Annotated in this window: 13 protein-coding genes; 7 read left to right on the top strand and 6 right to left on the bottom strand. The window is 66.8% G+C overall.

Going from position 1 to position 13,499, the window contains the following annotated elements; all coding sequences use genetic code 11:
- Positions 1 to 52 precede the first annotated feature (52 nt).
- The 3 genes from hemB (at position 53) to E7T09_RS04810 (ending at position 2,221) form a co-directional block, all read left to right on the top strand.
- Positions 53 to 1,048, top strand: a complete 996-nt coding sequence (gene hemB, locus E7T09_RS04820; RefSeq protein ID WP_136387969.1) for a porphobilinogen synthase — start codon at positions 53 to 55, stop codon at positions 1,046 to 1,048.
- A complete protein-coding gene (locus E7T09_RS04815; RefSeq protein WP_240741610.1) occupies positions 1,045 to 1,599 on the top strand; it encodes a cyclin-dependent kinase inhibitor 3 family protein in 555 nt (184 codons plus the stop codon). Before hemB ends, E7T09_RS04815 begins: the two co-directional genes overlap by 4 nt.
- A gap of 109 nt (positions 1,600 to 1,708) precedes the next feature.
- A complete protein-coding gene (locus E7T09_RS04810) occupies positions 1,709 to 2,221 on the top strand; it encodes a hypothetical protein (RefSeq protein WP_136387968.1) in 513 nt (170 codons plus the stop codon).
- 208 nt (positions 2,222 to 2,429) lie between these two features.
- Here the strand turns inward: E7T09_RS04810 and E7T09_RS04805 are convergent, their stop codons facing one another.
- From E7T09_RS04805 to sdhC, 4 genes are read right to left on the bottom strand one after another with little or no spacing between them, the layout of a single operon-like run.
- Positions 2,430 to 3,206 (bottom strand): succinate dehydrogenase iron-sulfur subunit, encoded by a 777-nt coding sequence (locus tag E7T09_RS04805; RefSeq protein WP_136387967.1) that lies wholly within the window; start codon positions 3,204 to 3,206, stop codon positions 2,430 to 2,432.
- 37 nt (positions 3,207 to 3,243) lie between these two features.
- Positions 3,244 to 4,995 carry a succinate dehydrogenase flavoprotein subunit gene (sdhA, locus tag E7T09_RS04800; RefSeq protein WP_136388479.1) on the bottom strand — a complete coding sequence of 584 codons (1,752 nt, stop codon included), beginning with the start codon at positions 4,993 to 4,995 and terminating at the stop codon, positions 3,244 to 3,246.
- 24 nt (positions 4,996 to 5,019) lie between these two features.
- A complete protein-coding gene (locus E7T09_RS04795; protein ID WP_136387966.1) occupies positions 5,020 to 5,397 on the bottom strand; it encodes a succinate dehydrogenase hydrophobic membrane anchor subunit in 378 nt (125 codons plus the stop codon).
- Positions 5,397 to 5,753 carry a succinate dehydrogenase, cytochrome b556 subunit gene (sdhC, locus tag E7T09_RS04790; protein WP_136387965.1) on the bottom strand — a complete coding sequence of 119 codons (357 nt, stop codon included), beginning with the start codon at positions 5,751 to 5,753 and terminating at the stop codon, positions 5,397 to 5,399. The genes E7T09_RS04795 and sdhC overlap by 1 nt, the downstream gene beginning before the upstream one ends.
- 214 nt (positions 5,754 to 5,967) lie before the next feature.
- Between sdhC and E7T09_RS04785 the strand changes: the two genes are divergently transcribed.
- Entirely contained in the window at positions 5,968 to 6,306 is a 339-nt protein-coding gene (locus tag E7T09_RS04785; protein ID WP_136387964.1) for a hypothetical protein, read from the top strand.
- 202 nt (positions 6,307 to 6,508) lie between these two features.
- Here the strand turns inward: E7T09_RS04785 and E7T09_RS04780 are convergent, their stop codons facing one another.
- Together E7T09_RS04780 and E7T09_RS04775 are read right to left on the bottom strand one after the other, a co-directional pair.
- Positions 6,509 to 8,881, bottom strand: a complete 2,373-nt coding sequence (locus E7T09_RS04780; RefSeq protein ID WP_136387963.1) for a hypothetical protein — start codon at positions 8,879 to 8,881, stop codon at positions 6,509 to 6,511.
- Positions 8,882 to 9,078: 197 nt separating this feature from the next.
- Positions 9,079 to 10,047 (bottom strand): hypothetical protein, encoded by a 969-nt coding sequence (locus E7T09_RS04775; RefSeq protein ID WP_136387962.1) that lies wholly within the window; start codon positions 10,045 to 10,047, stop codon positions 9,079 to 9,081.
- Positions 10,048 to 10,308: 261 nt separating this feature from the next.
- On the opposite strand from E7T09_RS04775, the gene E7T09_RS04770 reads away from it, so the two are divergent.
- From E7T09_RS04770 to E7T09_RS04760, 3 genes are read left to right on the top strand one after another with little or no spacing between them, the layout of a single operon-like run.
- On the top strand, positions 10,309 to 11,589 hold the full coding sequence (locus E7T09_RS04770) for a 3-isopropylmalate dehydratase large subunit (protein WP_136387961.1): 1,281 nt from the start codon (positions 10,309 to 10,311) through the stop codon (positions 11,587 to 11,589).
- A 13-nt stretch (positions 11,590 to 11,602) separates the two neighbouring features.
- On the top strand, positions 11,603 to 12,226 hold the full coding sequence (locus E7T09_RS04765; RefSeq protein ID WP_240741608.1) for a LysE family transporter: 624 nt from the start codon (positions 11,603 to 11,605) through the stop codon (positions 12,224 to 12,226).
- A gap of 2 nt (positions 12,227 to 12,228) precedes the next feature.
- A complete protein-coding gene (locus E7T09_RS04760) occupies positions 12,229 to 13,470 on the top strand; it encodes a hypothetical protein (protein ID WP_136387960.1) in 1,242 nt (413 codons plus the stop codon).
- The last annotated feature ends 29 nt before the right edge of the window (positions 13,471 to 13,499 follow it).

The following is a 13,499-nucleotide window of genomic DNA, read 5'->3' as shown; positions in this document are numbered from 1 at the left end:
CCGCCGGACGATAGTCACCGACTGACAGCCGCAGCGGCGGTAGGGTAGGGCCATGGATCGTCCCCGTCGCCTGCGCCGCACGCCCGCCCTGCGGGCCCTCACGCACGAGGTGCACCTGCACACCTCGCACTTTATCCACCCGATCTTCGTCCATGAACACGGCGACGAGCAGCCCATCGCGACCATGCCCGGCATCAGCCGTCACTCCGTCGCCGGAGCCGTGGCGCAGGCCCGCGAGGCCCTCGCACTCGGAATCCCCAGCGTGATCCTGTTCGGGATTCCGGAGCACAAGGACGACCAGGGCAGCGGCGCCTACGCCGAGCACGGCATCGTCCAGCAGGCCACACAGGCCATCAAGGCCGCCGTGCCCGCCATGAACGTCATCACGGATACCTGCCTGTGCGAGTACACAGATCACGGCCACTGCGGCGTGCTGTGCGAGGTGCCCGGCCAGACCGGCGCGGATGCCTGGACTGTAGACAATGACCCCAGCCTGAACCTGCTGGCCCGCACGGCCGTCTCGCAGGCTGCCGCCGGAGCGGACGTGGTCGCGCCCAGCGCCATGATGGACGGACAGGTCGCCGCTATCCGCGCCGCGCTCGATGAGGCTGGGTTCAGCCATGTGCCGATCATGGCCTACGCCGTGAAGTACGCCAGCGCCTACTACGGCCCCTTCCGCGACGCGGCGGGTAGCACGCCCAGCGTCGGTAACCGGGCCACCTACCAGATGGATCCGGCCGGCGGCTACCGCGAGGCGCTGCGTGAAGCCCGCCTGGACGCCGAACAGGGCGCCGACACCCTGATGGTCAAGCCCGCCCTGGCGTACCTGGACGTGCTGAGCCTGCTGAAGCGGGAATTCGACCTGCCGGTCGTGGCCTACAACGTGAGCGGCGAGTTCGCGCTGATCAAGGCGGCCGCCCTGGCCGGGTTTATGGATGAACGCCGCACGGTGCTGGAGACCCTGACCGGCATGCGGCGGGCCGGAGCGGACGCGATCATCACCTACCACGCCATGGACGCCGCCCGCTGGCTTCAGGAGCGGGCGTGAGCGCCCCGATCCGGGTGGACTGGATTCCCACCGGGCTGTGGCCCGGCCGCCTGGGCCTGACCTTCGCGCCCGGCAAGAAGGGTCTGAGCGTCTACCAGCCCGGCGTGACCCACGACCGCGACTTGAACGACGACATGCAGACGCTCGCGCAGGATGGCGCCCAGGTCATCGCTCCCCTCATCGAGGACTTCGAGTTCGACCTGCTCGGCATGGACGGCTACCACGAGGCGGCCGAGACCCACGGTCTCACGGTCGTGCCGTGCCCGATCCCGGATGGCAGCGTGCCCCGCGACCCAGCGGAATTTGCGCTGTACATCGACGACCTCATGACCCTGCTGCTCGACGGACGCTCCATCGTCGTCCATTGCCGGGGCGGCCTGGGACGGGCTGGGTTGACCGCGGCGTGCCTGCTCGTTCAGGCCGGGATGACGCCCGACGACGCCATTGCGATGGTGCGCCGCACGCGCAGCCCCAACGCTATTGAGACCAGGGCGCAAGAGCGCTTCATCCACGAATTCGCGCACCTCACGCCCCAGGGGCACCGCGTCTGAAATAAATCACCTGCCCTGACCAGCCGGCCGCACCTCCTCCCATCGCTAAGCGCCGGGCTACCGTTCAGCTCATGGGCGCGTCAGGCCCGTCTCCTAGACTGGGCAGATCATGAACCACGCCGCGCTGACCGTGATTGCCGCTGCCCTTCTCGCGTCGTGTGCTCCGACTGTTACCGCCCCACACCAGGGCCGGATCGTCAATTCGGTCACCGGCACGGAAGGGGTCGTGACGTTCACTCCAGGGACACTCCGGCCCCGACTGGGTGATCCTTTCGCGCAAGACAACGCCACGATCACCATTGGTGGGCAGGCGTACTCCGGGCGTACCGCCATCGTGGACGGCAGCAGCGGAGCCGGCAACCCGCTGCCCGCCGGCTGGGGCCTCAGCTTCGGCTTCGGGGCCAGCAGCGCCGCCTTCACCAACGGGATGGTAGGCATCGGCACCCGGCTCGACAGTCCAGATCGACACGGCCCTCCTGTGGCCCGCATCGGGAACCTGATCGCCCGAACCGGTGGCACTCCGGTCTTGACGCTCACCTGTACCCTGACGGTCGACGAAAACGAGCACGGCATCGGCGACTGCACCGGCAACGACGGCGCGAAATACGCCATGCAGTTCTGAAGAATGTGGCTGACAGAACTGCATCTACTAGTACGACAGGTTGAATGAATCGGACGCCATGCGGGTGAATCCATTCGCGCCCCGTGTTCTTTGATCGCTGCTCGGGCCTGGAATCTTAACTCGAGAGGGGGAGCCAGGATTACACAGGGGTCGACAGAATGGCCCACGCGGAGGCCAATTGGCCTCCGCGTGGGGAAAACTTCAGAAATTAGGCCTGCTGGTACATCACGGCGCGTTTAACTTCTTCGATCAACTGCGTGATCGGGATGTCGCGCGGACACGCCTCGGTGCAGTTGTACGCGGTGCGGCAGCGCCACACGCCGGTGTTCTGGTTCATGATGTTCAGCCGCTGCTGCGTGGCCTCGTCGCGGCTGTCGAAGATGAATCGGTGTGCCTGTACGATCGCGGCCGGGCCAAGGTACGAGCCGTTCACCCAGAAGATCGGGCAGCTGGTGGTGCAGCACGCGCACAGGATGCAGTTGCTGGACTGCGCCATCAGCTCGGCCTCGGCCTCCGACTGAATGCGTTCGGCGGCCGGCGCAGGCGACTCGTTGATGAAGTACGGCATGATCGCCCGGTACGAGTCGAAGAACGGCTCCATGTCGACCAGCAGATCCTTCTCAACCTTCAGGCCCCGGATCGGTTCGATGGTGATGGTGCCGCCGTCCTTGGCCACGTCCCGCACCAGGGTCTTGCACGCCAGGCGGTTGCGGCCGTTGATGAGCATGGCGTCGCTGCCGCAGATGCCGTGCAGGCAGGAGCGGCGGTAGGTCAGGCCCGGTTCCTGGTACCACTTGATCTCGTTGATGACGTCCACCACGCGGTCGCCCGGCTGGGCTTCCACGTCGTAGGTGACCCACTTGGCCTTCTTGTCGATTTCCGGGTCGAAGCGCAGGATCTTGACTTTGAGTTTCAGCATGGGCACGCTGGCCGCCGTGGTGACGGGGCCGGGCACGGTGCTGGTGGGGGTGACGCTCTGGGTCATGGTTCGTCCTTTGATAGGGGCGTGGCTCGGTGGACGCTCAGTACACGCGCGGTTTGGGCTCGAAGGCCCGCGTGAAGCCCTTGAGGGACACCGGCTTGTACCCGATGATCACGTTGCCCGGCTTGTCCAGGTCACGGTAGGCCATGGTGTGCTTGAGCCAATTCACGTCGTCGCGCTCGTGGAAATCCGCGCGGTCATGCGCGCCACGCGACTCGGTGCGGTTCACGGCGCTGGCCGTCATGGCCTCGGCGCAGTCGAGCATGAAGCCCAGTTCCATCGCCTCGATCAGCTCACTGTTGTACCGGCGGCTGGGGTCGCTCACGCCGACATTCGCGTAGCGTGCCTTGAGTTCCTGCACGATCCCGACCTGTTTTTCCATGTCCGGGCCGTTGCGGAAGATGCCGACGTTGTTCATCATCGATTCCTGCAATGCCTTGCGGATTGCGGCGGCGTTGTCGGTGCCCCTGCTGTTCTTCAGGCGGTCGAACATGTCCACGCTCTCGCGCTCGGCATTCTCCGGCATCTGGGGTAGTTCCACCTGACGCGCGTATGCGGCGGCGGCGACCCCGGCGCGGCGACCGAACACCACGAGGTCGCCCAGCGAGTTGGTGCCCAGGCGGTTCGCGCCGTGCAGACTCACGCACGCCTGCTCGCCCGCCGCGTACAGGCCTTCCACGCTGCCGCCGCTGCCGTCACTCAGGCACAGGCCGTTCAGATCCGTGGGAATGCCGCCCATCGCGTAGTGCGCGGTCGGCTGCACCATCACGAGATCCTTCACCGGATCCTGCCCCAGGTACGTCCGCGCCAGATCCGTGATTTCGGCCAGCTTGCCCTCGATGACTTCCTTTGGCAGGTGCGTCAGGTCGATGTAGATGGCGTCGCCGTCGCGGCCCACGCCACGCCCCTCTCGGATCTCGGTGATCATGGAGCGCGACACGATATCGCGTGGCGCGAGGTCCTTGATGGTCGGCGCGTAGCGTTCCATGAAGCGCTCGCCGTCCTTGTTCCGCAGGATGCCGCCTTCCCCGCGAATACCCTCCGTGACGAGGATGCCCAGTTTCGCCAGGCCGGTCGGGTGGAACTGGTAGAACTCCATGTCCTCCAGCGGCAGACCCTTGCGGTAATAGATGCTCATCAGGTCGCCCGTCAGCGTCAGCGCGTTCGAGGTGATCTTGAAGACCCGCCCGTAGCCACCCGCCGCGAGGATCACGGCCTTGGCGTGGAAGGTGTGCAGTTCCCCGGTCGCCAGTTCGTACGCGACCAGCCCCCGGCAGCGGCCATCCTCAATGATCAGATCCGTGACATGGAACTCGTTGAAGAAGGTCGTGCCCTCCTTCACATTCTGCTGGTACAGCGTCTGGAGGATCATGTGCCCGGTGCGGTCTTTCGCGTAGCACGAGCGTTCCACGGCCGCCTTTCCGAAGTCGCGGGTGTGGCCGCCGAACTTGCGCTGCGCGATCTTGCCCTCGGGCGTGCGCGAGAACGGCAGGCCCATGTGTTCCAGCTCATACACCGCCTCGATGATGTCCTTGGCGAACACCTCGGCGGCGTCCTGATCCGTCAGGTAATCGCCGCCCTTGACGGTGTCGAACATGTGCCATTCCCAGTGATCCTCGGCCACGTTCCCGAGGGCCGCGCCGATCCCGCCCTGTGCGGCGCCCGTGTGCGACCGGGTCGGGTACAGCTTGCTGATGCACGCCACCGACACGTTCCCCTTCGCGGCGTACAGCGCGGCCATCAGGCCCGCTCCACCCGCCCCCACAACCAGCACGTCATACCGATGATGCATTGTCATTTGCCCCTTGATTGGCCGTTAAATCGAGAACAGCCCGATGGTGCCGAAGGCGAACAGCAGCGCCACCACGGTGTAGAAGAGTCCCTTCACCCACGCCCGGCCGGGCCGTGAGCGCACGTAATCCTCGATCGAGTACCGCGCGCCGTTCGAGCCGTGAAGCAGCGCCAGCGCCAGGATCAGCCAGTCGTAGAACTTCCACGCGGGGTTGGCAAGCTTGCCGACCACGGCGTCGAAGGTGGCGTCCGACTCGCTCACCTGCAGGAAGGTCATGTACACGTGCCCCAGGATCAGGAACACCAGGATCAATCCGCTGATCCGCATGAACACCCACCAGTTCAGTTCGGCGTTGCTGTGCGCCTGCTGCCGGGCGTCCGTGAAGGTTCTCGCGCGGATCATCAGTACCCCCCAACCAGACGCGGCCAAAGCGTCAGCGCTGCATAGATGAACGCCGCCACCGAGATCAGCAGCACGGCGTACCACATCTGCCGCTGGTACGCCACACCCGCTCCGGTGAAGTCCATCACGATGATGCGCAGGCCGTTGAACGCGTGATACACCACGCCCGCCGTGACGAACACCAGTCCCACCCGGAACGGCCAGGCGTCATAGGTGTTGTGGATCGCCATATAAAACCGCTCCCCAAAAATGAACGACCCGATGCTGAACACGTGCAGCAGCAGGTACAACAGGATGGCCAGTCCAGACAAACGGTGAAGCAGGAATGCCCACTGCCCCTCTCTCCCTCGGTACATTCGTCAGACCTCCTTGAAGCTGCCACCCGCTGCGATCTCGCCCCTCGGAGCGGGTGGAGGTGCCGTGTGGGTGAAGCCTTCACGCCACGCTGTCAGACCCGGCCAGAATACCACCGGCCCGCATTGCGACCGTCACCCTTCACCCTGCCCCGGCCCCTGAGGGTTGTCACCGGACGGGGAGCAGAGCGCGGTCCACACGCGCTACCCTGCGCACATGGCTCCACAACCTCCCAAGAAGAACGACGAGCAGGAAGCGGAATTCACGCGCAAGATGGTGCTCGGGATCCTCGGCACGCTGGAAAGCAAGGGTCTGCTGAGCCAAACGGAGGTCGATTCGATCATCCGCGCTGCCCGCCAGGCCAGTCAGCCCGCTGCCGTTCCCCGCCGCAGCGGTCCCGCCCTGCCCGGTACCCGCTGGGCCGATGCGGACGGCACCCCCCTGGGAATGGATCGCACGACCCCCATCGCCATTCCAGACGTCAAGCGCACGCCGGAGACCGGTGCGGCAGATGGGGGAGAGAAGCTGCCCGTGATCGACCTGAACATGGAGTGACCGGGAGCCGACTCTAGTAAAGAGTGTTTCATCCTGTGGTGAACGGCCTTGGAGGGCTGTCCTGATCTGCCTGGAGAAGCCGCCGCTACCGTTGGCTGTAGGATCAAAGGAAGCATGCTTTGACGATCCGGGAAGGAGGCGCCTTCAATGGTCGAGCGAACCTCTTTGCCCAGGCCCAGGCTGCTGTTCCCGGCTGGGTGCGCTACCTGACCTCAGAGAGAAAGGCCTGGTTCGGTCCGGTGAGCGCCTGTTCATAGGAGATGACATACAGGCCGCCGCCTGGATTTAGGACGGCCCGGAGGGCTGACGTGTCCGAGAGTTCGATGGCCTTCGAGGTTCCATTCGTCGTGTCGATGCGGTACACCGTGCTCGCGTCGCGGCCCCAGAGAATGTTCGGCACGGTCGCGTCGAAGCCGATCAGCTGCCCAGTCGTCAGGTTGTTGAATTCCGTGGTGCCGCTGGCGGTGACGCGGGACAGGGTGTTGTAGCTGGCGAACCAGACGTCACCGGTCGAGGTGACGGCCGCGCTGCTGAAACCGCCTACCCGGCTGTGGCTGGTCACGCTGCCCGTGGCCGTGGCCACTGTGAGCGCCTGGCCCGAGTAGCGGGGCAGGATCATCACGGTGCGTCTGTCGGCACTGAGGGTGACGCGGGTTCCGTAGCTGCTGGTGATGCCCGTGCGGTCGACGATCCGCACCTCGCCTGTGGTCGGATTCCACGTGCAGATCTGGGCGGAGTCGCCCGGAGCCGTGCGTGTGAACCACAGCAGGCCGTTGATGTCCGTCGAAGTGGCGAGGTCGTCGTTCGGGGTGAAGGGCAGCGAGGGCAGAGGGGTCACGCGGCCGTCGTCCTGGACTCGGGTGCCCGTGGTGCCAGGGAATGACAGGGCCAGTACGCCGGCGTCCGTGGAGACCAGCTGATCGATGGAGCCGGCGAGCGTGACTGCCAGCGCTCCTCCCGTGAGCCCCGTGCGGGTCAGGGTGCTGCGCGCTGGGGACGTCGCCAGACCCGTCCGCTGCCATACGCCCACCGGTGACGGCGTCAGCAGGGCGCCATCGGTCACTGGTGTGTGTGGTGGGCGCACACGCAAGGTCGTCGTGTCATCCACGGTGGACATGAGCAGATGCGGGCTGGTCACCGTGAGGGACGCCACGCCGAGCGTCGCTGTGGTCGACGCGTGCAGGGTGAACGACGCTGTCGTGGAGGCCCCAGCAGGCACCATGGCCGTTACCGGCGCGGCGCTGACTCCGCTGGGAAGGCCGCCGAGGGTCAGGGTGGTCGGGCCCCTGAAGCCGTACTCGCTCGTCACTGTGGCGGTCAGGGTGGCGTCCAGGCCCTGGTACACCGTGACGGTCGGGGTGGTCAGGGTGACCGACACGGCCGATCCCAGGGTGGTCAGGGTGGCCATGATCCGGGCCTTGAAGCTGCCCCCGGCCCCGGTCAGCGCGATGGTGCTGGTGCCACCCAGGACGCCGGAGGTGCTGCTCAGCGTCACCAGACCGCAGGTGAAGCCGTCCAGGGTCACGGTCGTGGACTTCACACTCACGCCGGCGGGCAGGCTGCTGGCGCTCAGGGTGACGGCTCCCTGGTAGTTCCCCTCGCTCGACACACAGACGGGTACCTGGACGGATGATCCGGCGGCGAGTTCCAGTTCCTGCGTGCGCGTGGACAGCGTGAAGCCAGGCCGGGTGACCTGGATGGCCGACGTGGCCCGGCCGACCTCTCGTCCGGCGTCGTCTTTCAGGATCACGGTGAAGGTCTGGTCGATGTTGGTGGTCGGGGTGTACCGGAAGGTCAGGCGGGAGGAGATCTGCTGGGCGGTCAGGGTGCCGTCGGCCGGAGTGCCCGGGCTCGTCGGGGCCAGCTGGAGGCCCAGGGGAGGCAGGGTGATGGTCGCGGGCTGCACGCTCAGTCCCGGCAGATCCGTGGAGAGGTGAATGCGCCCGCTGTATCCACCCACCTGATTGAAGGAAGCGCTCACACTGACCGGATCGGTCGTGGCAAATTCCAGGCGGGGAGAACCCAGGGTCAGCGTGACGCTCGGAGTCGCCAGTTGGCCCCGGAGCTCGCTGCGCGCTGTGGTCGGCAGGGTGCTCAGGCGGGTCGCCCCCGTCGAGGTGACCTGCTCCACGGCGTTCCAGCCGGGGTTCAACTTCAAGTCGTAGGTCACGGGATCCACACCGGCGCAACCGACGGTGCCCTGCACGGTCACCGCACTGTCGCTATACACGCGTACGACCCGGTCGCCGGCCCCAGGCTGTCCGGCGCTGAGGACTTCGGTGATCAGGCCCAGTGGGTCGTCGCCGGAACTGAACACGGCAATGCTGTCCCATACAGCCACCCGCACGGGAGAGGCGGGGGCCGTTCCAGTGAAGGTGCAACCGGAATCCGCCGCCGGGGGCAGGAGCGTCAGGGTGCTGGCCTCAGGGGTAGCCGAGAGCTCAAGCGACACGCTCCCCGGACTGACGACCGTTCCGACGTTGACCCCCGACACTGCGGTCGAGGACGCCAGGAACGCGCGGGCGTTCGGGAAGGAGGCGTCGCTGACCGTGCCCGCCACCCGCGTCTGGCTCACCGGAGACCCCTGGAGCGTGGGATGGGAAGCCGGCGTGCCACTGCCGCAGGCGCACAACAGTAGCACCACGGCGGACGGAAGGAATGGCCTGAACATGGTCAATTCCATCGTAAAGTGAAAAACCTAACGCCGCTGACGATCCACTGACAGAACGGGAGTATGAAGCAAGTCGAAACTGGCCCACCTGGCCACGGCACTCAGGGACGCTGAACGTCCAGCACGCCGTCCCCACGGCCTACCTGCTGCCCGTAGTCGTCGTCGAGCGTCAGAACGAAGGGACGGGTGCCATTCACCGATCCGGTGTAGGTGAATTTCAGAGTGGTCGTGAGCGCCTGCGCGCGCAGCCCGAGGTGCGTCAGCAGCCCGGCGCCGGGCCGGGTGGACAGCACCGCGATGCCGTCCAGGGTCACCGAGGCCGGTTCGACACTCAGGCCGTCCACGTCCGTGCTGAGCGGATACGTGCCGCCCAGCCCGCCCTCCTGGTAGAAGGTCGCGCTGACCTCGAAGGTCGTATTCGACGTGAATTTCAGCGTGGACGGTGCGAACACTACCGAGATGTAGGGCAGTTCCTGCGCGGCCTCGAAGGTCGTGCTGACCTGGCCCAGCGTCTTCATGGTTACGGAATTCGACCCGACGCTGTACTCGAGGGCGTTCCAGCCCTTGACCAGGGTCACGTCATAATTCACCTGCGTGGCCGTGCCGCACTGCACCGTGGCCTTGACCACAGCCGCCCGGTCGCTGTACACGCGGGCCACCCGGCCAAACGGCAGGGTCGCTCCAGTCGTGATGACCTCCTGGATGGTGCCCAGCGCGTCGCCCTGGGCCGTATGCACGACCAGCCGGTCGTAGAAATGCACCTTCGGGTGCGCCTGTGCGCTGCCCGTCACGGTGCAGCCCGTCGGAACGGTGAGCAGGTCGAAGGCGCTGGCCGTCGCGGGCGGCACCGTGGCCTTCAGGGTGAACGCTCCCGACGCTTTCAGGCTGCCGGCGTTGTCGAGGTTCGTTTCGTCGCCGCTGGCGAGGTACAGCACCGAATCCGGGAAGCTCACGCCGGTCGTGGTGCCCTGCAGGGTCAGGGTCGAGTGGTTCGGGGTGGTGGTGCTGCTGCACCCGGCCAGCAGGGCGCACAGGGCAAGGGCAGAGAGGAGAAGCGCAGGGCGTGTCATGGGGCCCGCAGTGTAGCGCCAGCACATGAGTTCCGGGCCGTCACCCGCGGCCGCCCCGTATAACCCGGACGGCACACCGCCACGCGGAGCGCGCTACACTCCGGGCATGTTCAGCGTCGTGGTAGGGACAGGAAGCGCGGGGTCGCGGTTCCTTCTTCGCCAGGGGCGTTGAGCGCGCACCGCGAGCGTTCACGAACACGCCCCCGTCGCCGATGCGAGGACGGGGGCGTTTTGCGCGCCGGGCGCGGGAGGAACTGACGTATGGGAATGACGATTGCCGAGAAGATCCTGGCTGCCCACAGCGGCCACGACCACGTGGTGCCGGGACAGCTGATCGAGTGTTCCACCGACTGGGTGCTGTGCCACGAGATCACCACGCCCGCCGCGCTGCGCATGCTGGAAGAGCGCGGCATGGATCACGTGTTCAACCCGGATCAAATCGTGGCCGTGCCGGATCACAGCGTCCCGGCCATGAACATCAAGGCCGCAAAGATGTACCAGAAGCTCAAGTCCTGGGTGCAGGAGAAGGGCATCAAGCACTTCTACGACGTGGGCCGCGGTGGGATCGCGCACGTCGTGCTGGAGAACACGGGCCTGATGAAGCCCGGCCAGACGCTCGTGAGCGGGGACAGCCACACCTGCAATGCGGGCGCGCTCGGCACCTTCGCGACCGGCGTGGGCTCCACAGACCTGGCCGGCGCGATCTACGCGGGACGGGTGTGGTTCAAGGTGCCCGAGACCATGCTGATCAAGGTCACCGGACGCACGCAGGAAGGCGTGACCCCCAAGGACATCGTCCTGGAAGTCATCAAACGTATCGGCGCGGACGGCGCGAACTACATGGTCATGGAGTGGGTCGGGGACTATATCGACGCGCTCGACATGGAGGGCCGGTTCACCCTGACGAACATGGCCATCGAGGCGGGCGGCAAGACCGGCATCGTCGCGGTGGACGACACCACGCGCGCCTACATGCAGGAGCGCGGCGTCACAGCGGACCAGTACACCGAGTACACCAGCGACGCGGACGCCAAGTTCAAGGTGGTCGTGGAGATCGACGCCTCCATGGTGGAACCCACCGTCGCCTACCCTCACATTCCCAGCAACGGGCGCGTGGCGGGAAGCGACCGCATTGCCGTGACGCACGCCTACGTGGGCTCATGCACCAATGGCCGCATCAGCGACCTGCGCGACGTGGCCCGCATCCTGAAGGGCCGGAAGGTCGCGGACGGTGTGCAGATGATCATCGTGCCTGCCACGCAGCTCATCTGGAAACAGGCGGCGGCCGAGGGCCTGATGGAGATTTTCGTGGAGGCCGGCGCGAGCGTCAGCTACCCCAGCTGCGGCGCGTGCCTGGGCATGCACTCCGGCGTACTCGGGCCGGATGACGTGTGTATTTCCAGCTCGAACCGCAACTTCGTGGGCCGCATGGGCGATCCCAGCGCGCAGATCTACCTCGCGAGCCCCGCCACGGTCGCGGCGAGCGCCGTCGCGGGCGTCATCAGCGATCCGCGCGCCTACAACACCGAAGCGGCCGACTGAGGAGCGTGATCCCGTGGATCTGAAGGTTCTGCTCGCCGTCGCGGCGCTGCATGTGGTCGTGTTGGTCGTGCCCGGCCCGGACGTGCTGCTCGTCAGCCAGACGGCGCTGGCCCGCACCCGCCGCGCCGCCCTCCTCGCTGGGCTGGGCGTGGTGCTCGGCATCTCCGTCTGGGCTGCCCTCGCGTTGCTGGGCATCGGCCTGCTGTTCGAGGCCTTTCCGTGGGTGCACGGCGTGATCAAGGTTGGGGGTGGGCTGTACCTGCTCTGGATGGGCTTCGGCCTGTGGCGGTCAAGCCTCGATCACGGCGACAGCGCGCACGTCACGCCGAGCGCTCCTGTCGGCGACCTGCAGGCCCTGCGCGCAGGCTTCCTGACGAACATCGCCAACCCGAAGGCGGCGGTGTTCTTCGGGAGCGTGTTCTCCGGCGTGCTCGGCGCGCACGCGGACGCGTCCATGAAGGTCGCGGCCTTCGCGATCATCGTCGGCCTGAGCGTGACGTGGTTCGTTCTGGTCGCCACCGGCATGTCCACCGCCCGCATGCAGCGCGCTTACCTGCGAGCCCGCAGGGGGGTCGACCGGGTGGCCGGCAGCCTGATGCTGGGCTTCGGCGGCCTGCTCCTGGCGAGCCGGGAGTAGGAATGGGAGACGCCAAACGACGCAAGGCCCTGGGCCTGATGCCCGCCGTGTATCCCTTCGAGGCCCAGCTCGACATGAACGCCGTGGCCACCGTGATCAGCGGGCCGCCGGACGAGCACCTGCGGAACCTCATCACGCGCACCCTGGGCGCGACGCAGCTCAGCGGAAACGGCTGGGCCAGCGAATACCGCACCTTCCGCGTGCTGTCCGGTCAGGTGCCCACCAAGCTGGTGACCGCCGAGGATGTCCAGGCCATTAAGGTCGCGCCCCTGCGGCGCATCACCGGGGAACTCGTGATCGGGAACAGTGCCCCGGAAACCGAGGACGTCCTGCTGCCGGTCGAGGGTGGGCACCTGCGCCTGCGCGGGCAGCAGCACTCGCACGACGGGCAGACCTGGGAATCGCCCACGCCCCCCCGCGACCCCGACGCCTTCATGCGCCTGCTGCAGGACAACCCCGCCTTCGAGCTTCAGGGCGAGGTCGTGGCCCAGATCCACGCGGAGCACTGGTTCGAGGGCCGCATCGACCTCGATCCGGAGCCGCCGGACGACCTGCTGGACGCCACCGAGGAGATCGTCCGCGAGTGGCACGGCGCCACCACCCAGGACTGGGCGGCATTCCACCGTGAACTGGGCGGTTCCGGTGTTCCGCTGGCACGCCGGACGGTCTTCGAACTCCGGCGGCCCGCCCCGCTGCAATCGCCACTGAGCCGCGTGTATGCCGTCCGGCAGGACGTCGAGTTCTCCGCGCTGGAGACCGGCTCGGCCTACACCGTGGACGGCGAGGAGTGGATCCCGTACGACCCGGACGCCTCCCCACTGTCCAGCGGCGGGCTGCCGCCGGAACTCGCCACCCTCTTCGACATGGAGACCGTGTCGGTAACGGTGCACGCCGACGGCCGCCTGGAGTGGCACGACTCGGATCTGTCCGCCGAGCGGCAGGGCGTCCTGAACGAGAACCTCCGCGACGCGACCGGCGCGGGCGACCCGACAGACTGGGCCGCGTGGACGGCCGCCGTGCTGGGCGAGACGTATGGCGACGAACTCCAGATTCCGGACACAGCCGCCCTGCCGGTGCCCGTGGCTGTGCGCCTGGATATCCCCACCGACGCGCTCGACGACGACGATCCCCTGTCGCAGACCTTCATGGAATCCGAGGTCAGCTTCGACGGCGTGGCGTGGCGTGACCTGTTCGACGAGGAACTCCCACCGGAACTCGACGCCTTCCGCCGGCGTACCAACTAAGCTCAGCACACCACCTCCGTGATTCTCAC

The sequence above is a fragment of the Deinococcus sp. KSM4-11 genome (assembly GCF_004801415.1).
Classification (GTDB): Bacteria; Deinococcota; Deinococci; order Deinococcales; family Deinococcaceae; genus Deinococcus.
The sequence above is the reverse complement of the archived record's forward strand: the minus strand, read 5'-3'. Positions and strand labels throughout refer to the sequence as shown.

Excerpts from the sequence above, each read along its gene's own strand:
- E7T09_RS04805 (WP_136387967.1), bottom strand. The coding sequence starts at position 3,206 with ATGACCCAGAGCGTCACCCCCACCAGCACCGTGCCCGGCCCCGTCACC.
- E7T09_RS04775 (WP_136387962.1), bottom strand. The coding sequence starts at position 10,047 with ATGACACGCCCTGCGCTTCTCCTCTCTGCCCTTGCCCTGTGCGCCCTG.
- E7T09_RS04770 (WP_136387961.1), top strand. The coding sequence starts at position 10,309 with ATGGGAATGACGATTGCCGAGAAGATCCTGGCTGCCCACAGCGGCCAC.
- E7T09_RS04760 (WP_136387960.1), top strand. The coding sequence starts at position 12,229 with ATGGGAGACGCCAAACGACGCAAGGCCCTGGGCCTGATGCCCGCCGTG.
- E7T09_RS04795 (WP_136387966.1), bottom strand. The coding sequence starts at position 5,397 with ATGATCCGCGCGAGAACCTTCACGGACGCCCGGCAGCAGGCGCACAGC.
- hemB (WP_136387969.1), top strand. The coding sequence starts at position 53 with ATGGATCGTCCCCGTCGCCTGCGCCGCACGCCCGCCCTGCGGGCCCTC.
- E7T09_RS04785 (WP_136387964.1), top strand. The coding sequence starts at position 5,968 with ATGGCTCCACAACCTCCCAAGAAGAACGACGAGCAGGAAGCGGAATTC.
- sdhA (WP_136388479.1), bottom strand. The coding sequence starts at position 4,995 with ATGCATCATCGGTATGACGTGCTGGTTGTGGGGGCGGGTGGAGCGGGC.
- sdhC (WP_136387965.1), bottom strand. The coding sequence starts at position 5,753 with ATGTACCGAGGGAGAGAGGGGCAGTGGGCATTCCTGCTTCACCGTTTG.
- E7T09_RS04810 (WP_136387968.1), top strand. The coding sequence starts at position 1,709 with ATGAACCACGCCGCGCTGACCGTGATTGCCGCTGCCCTTCTCGCGTCG.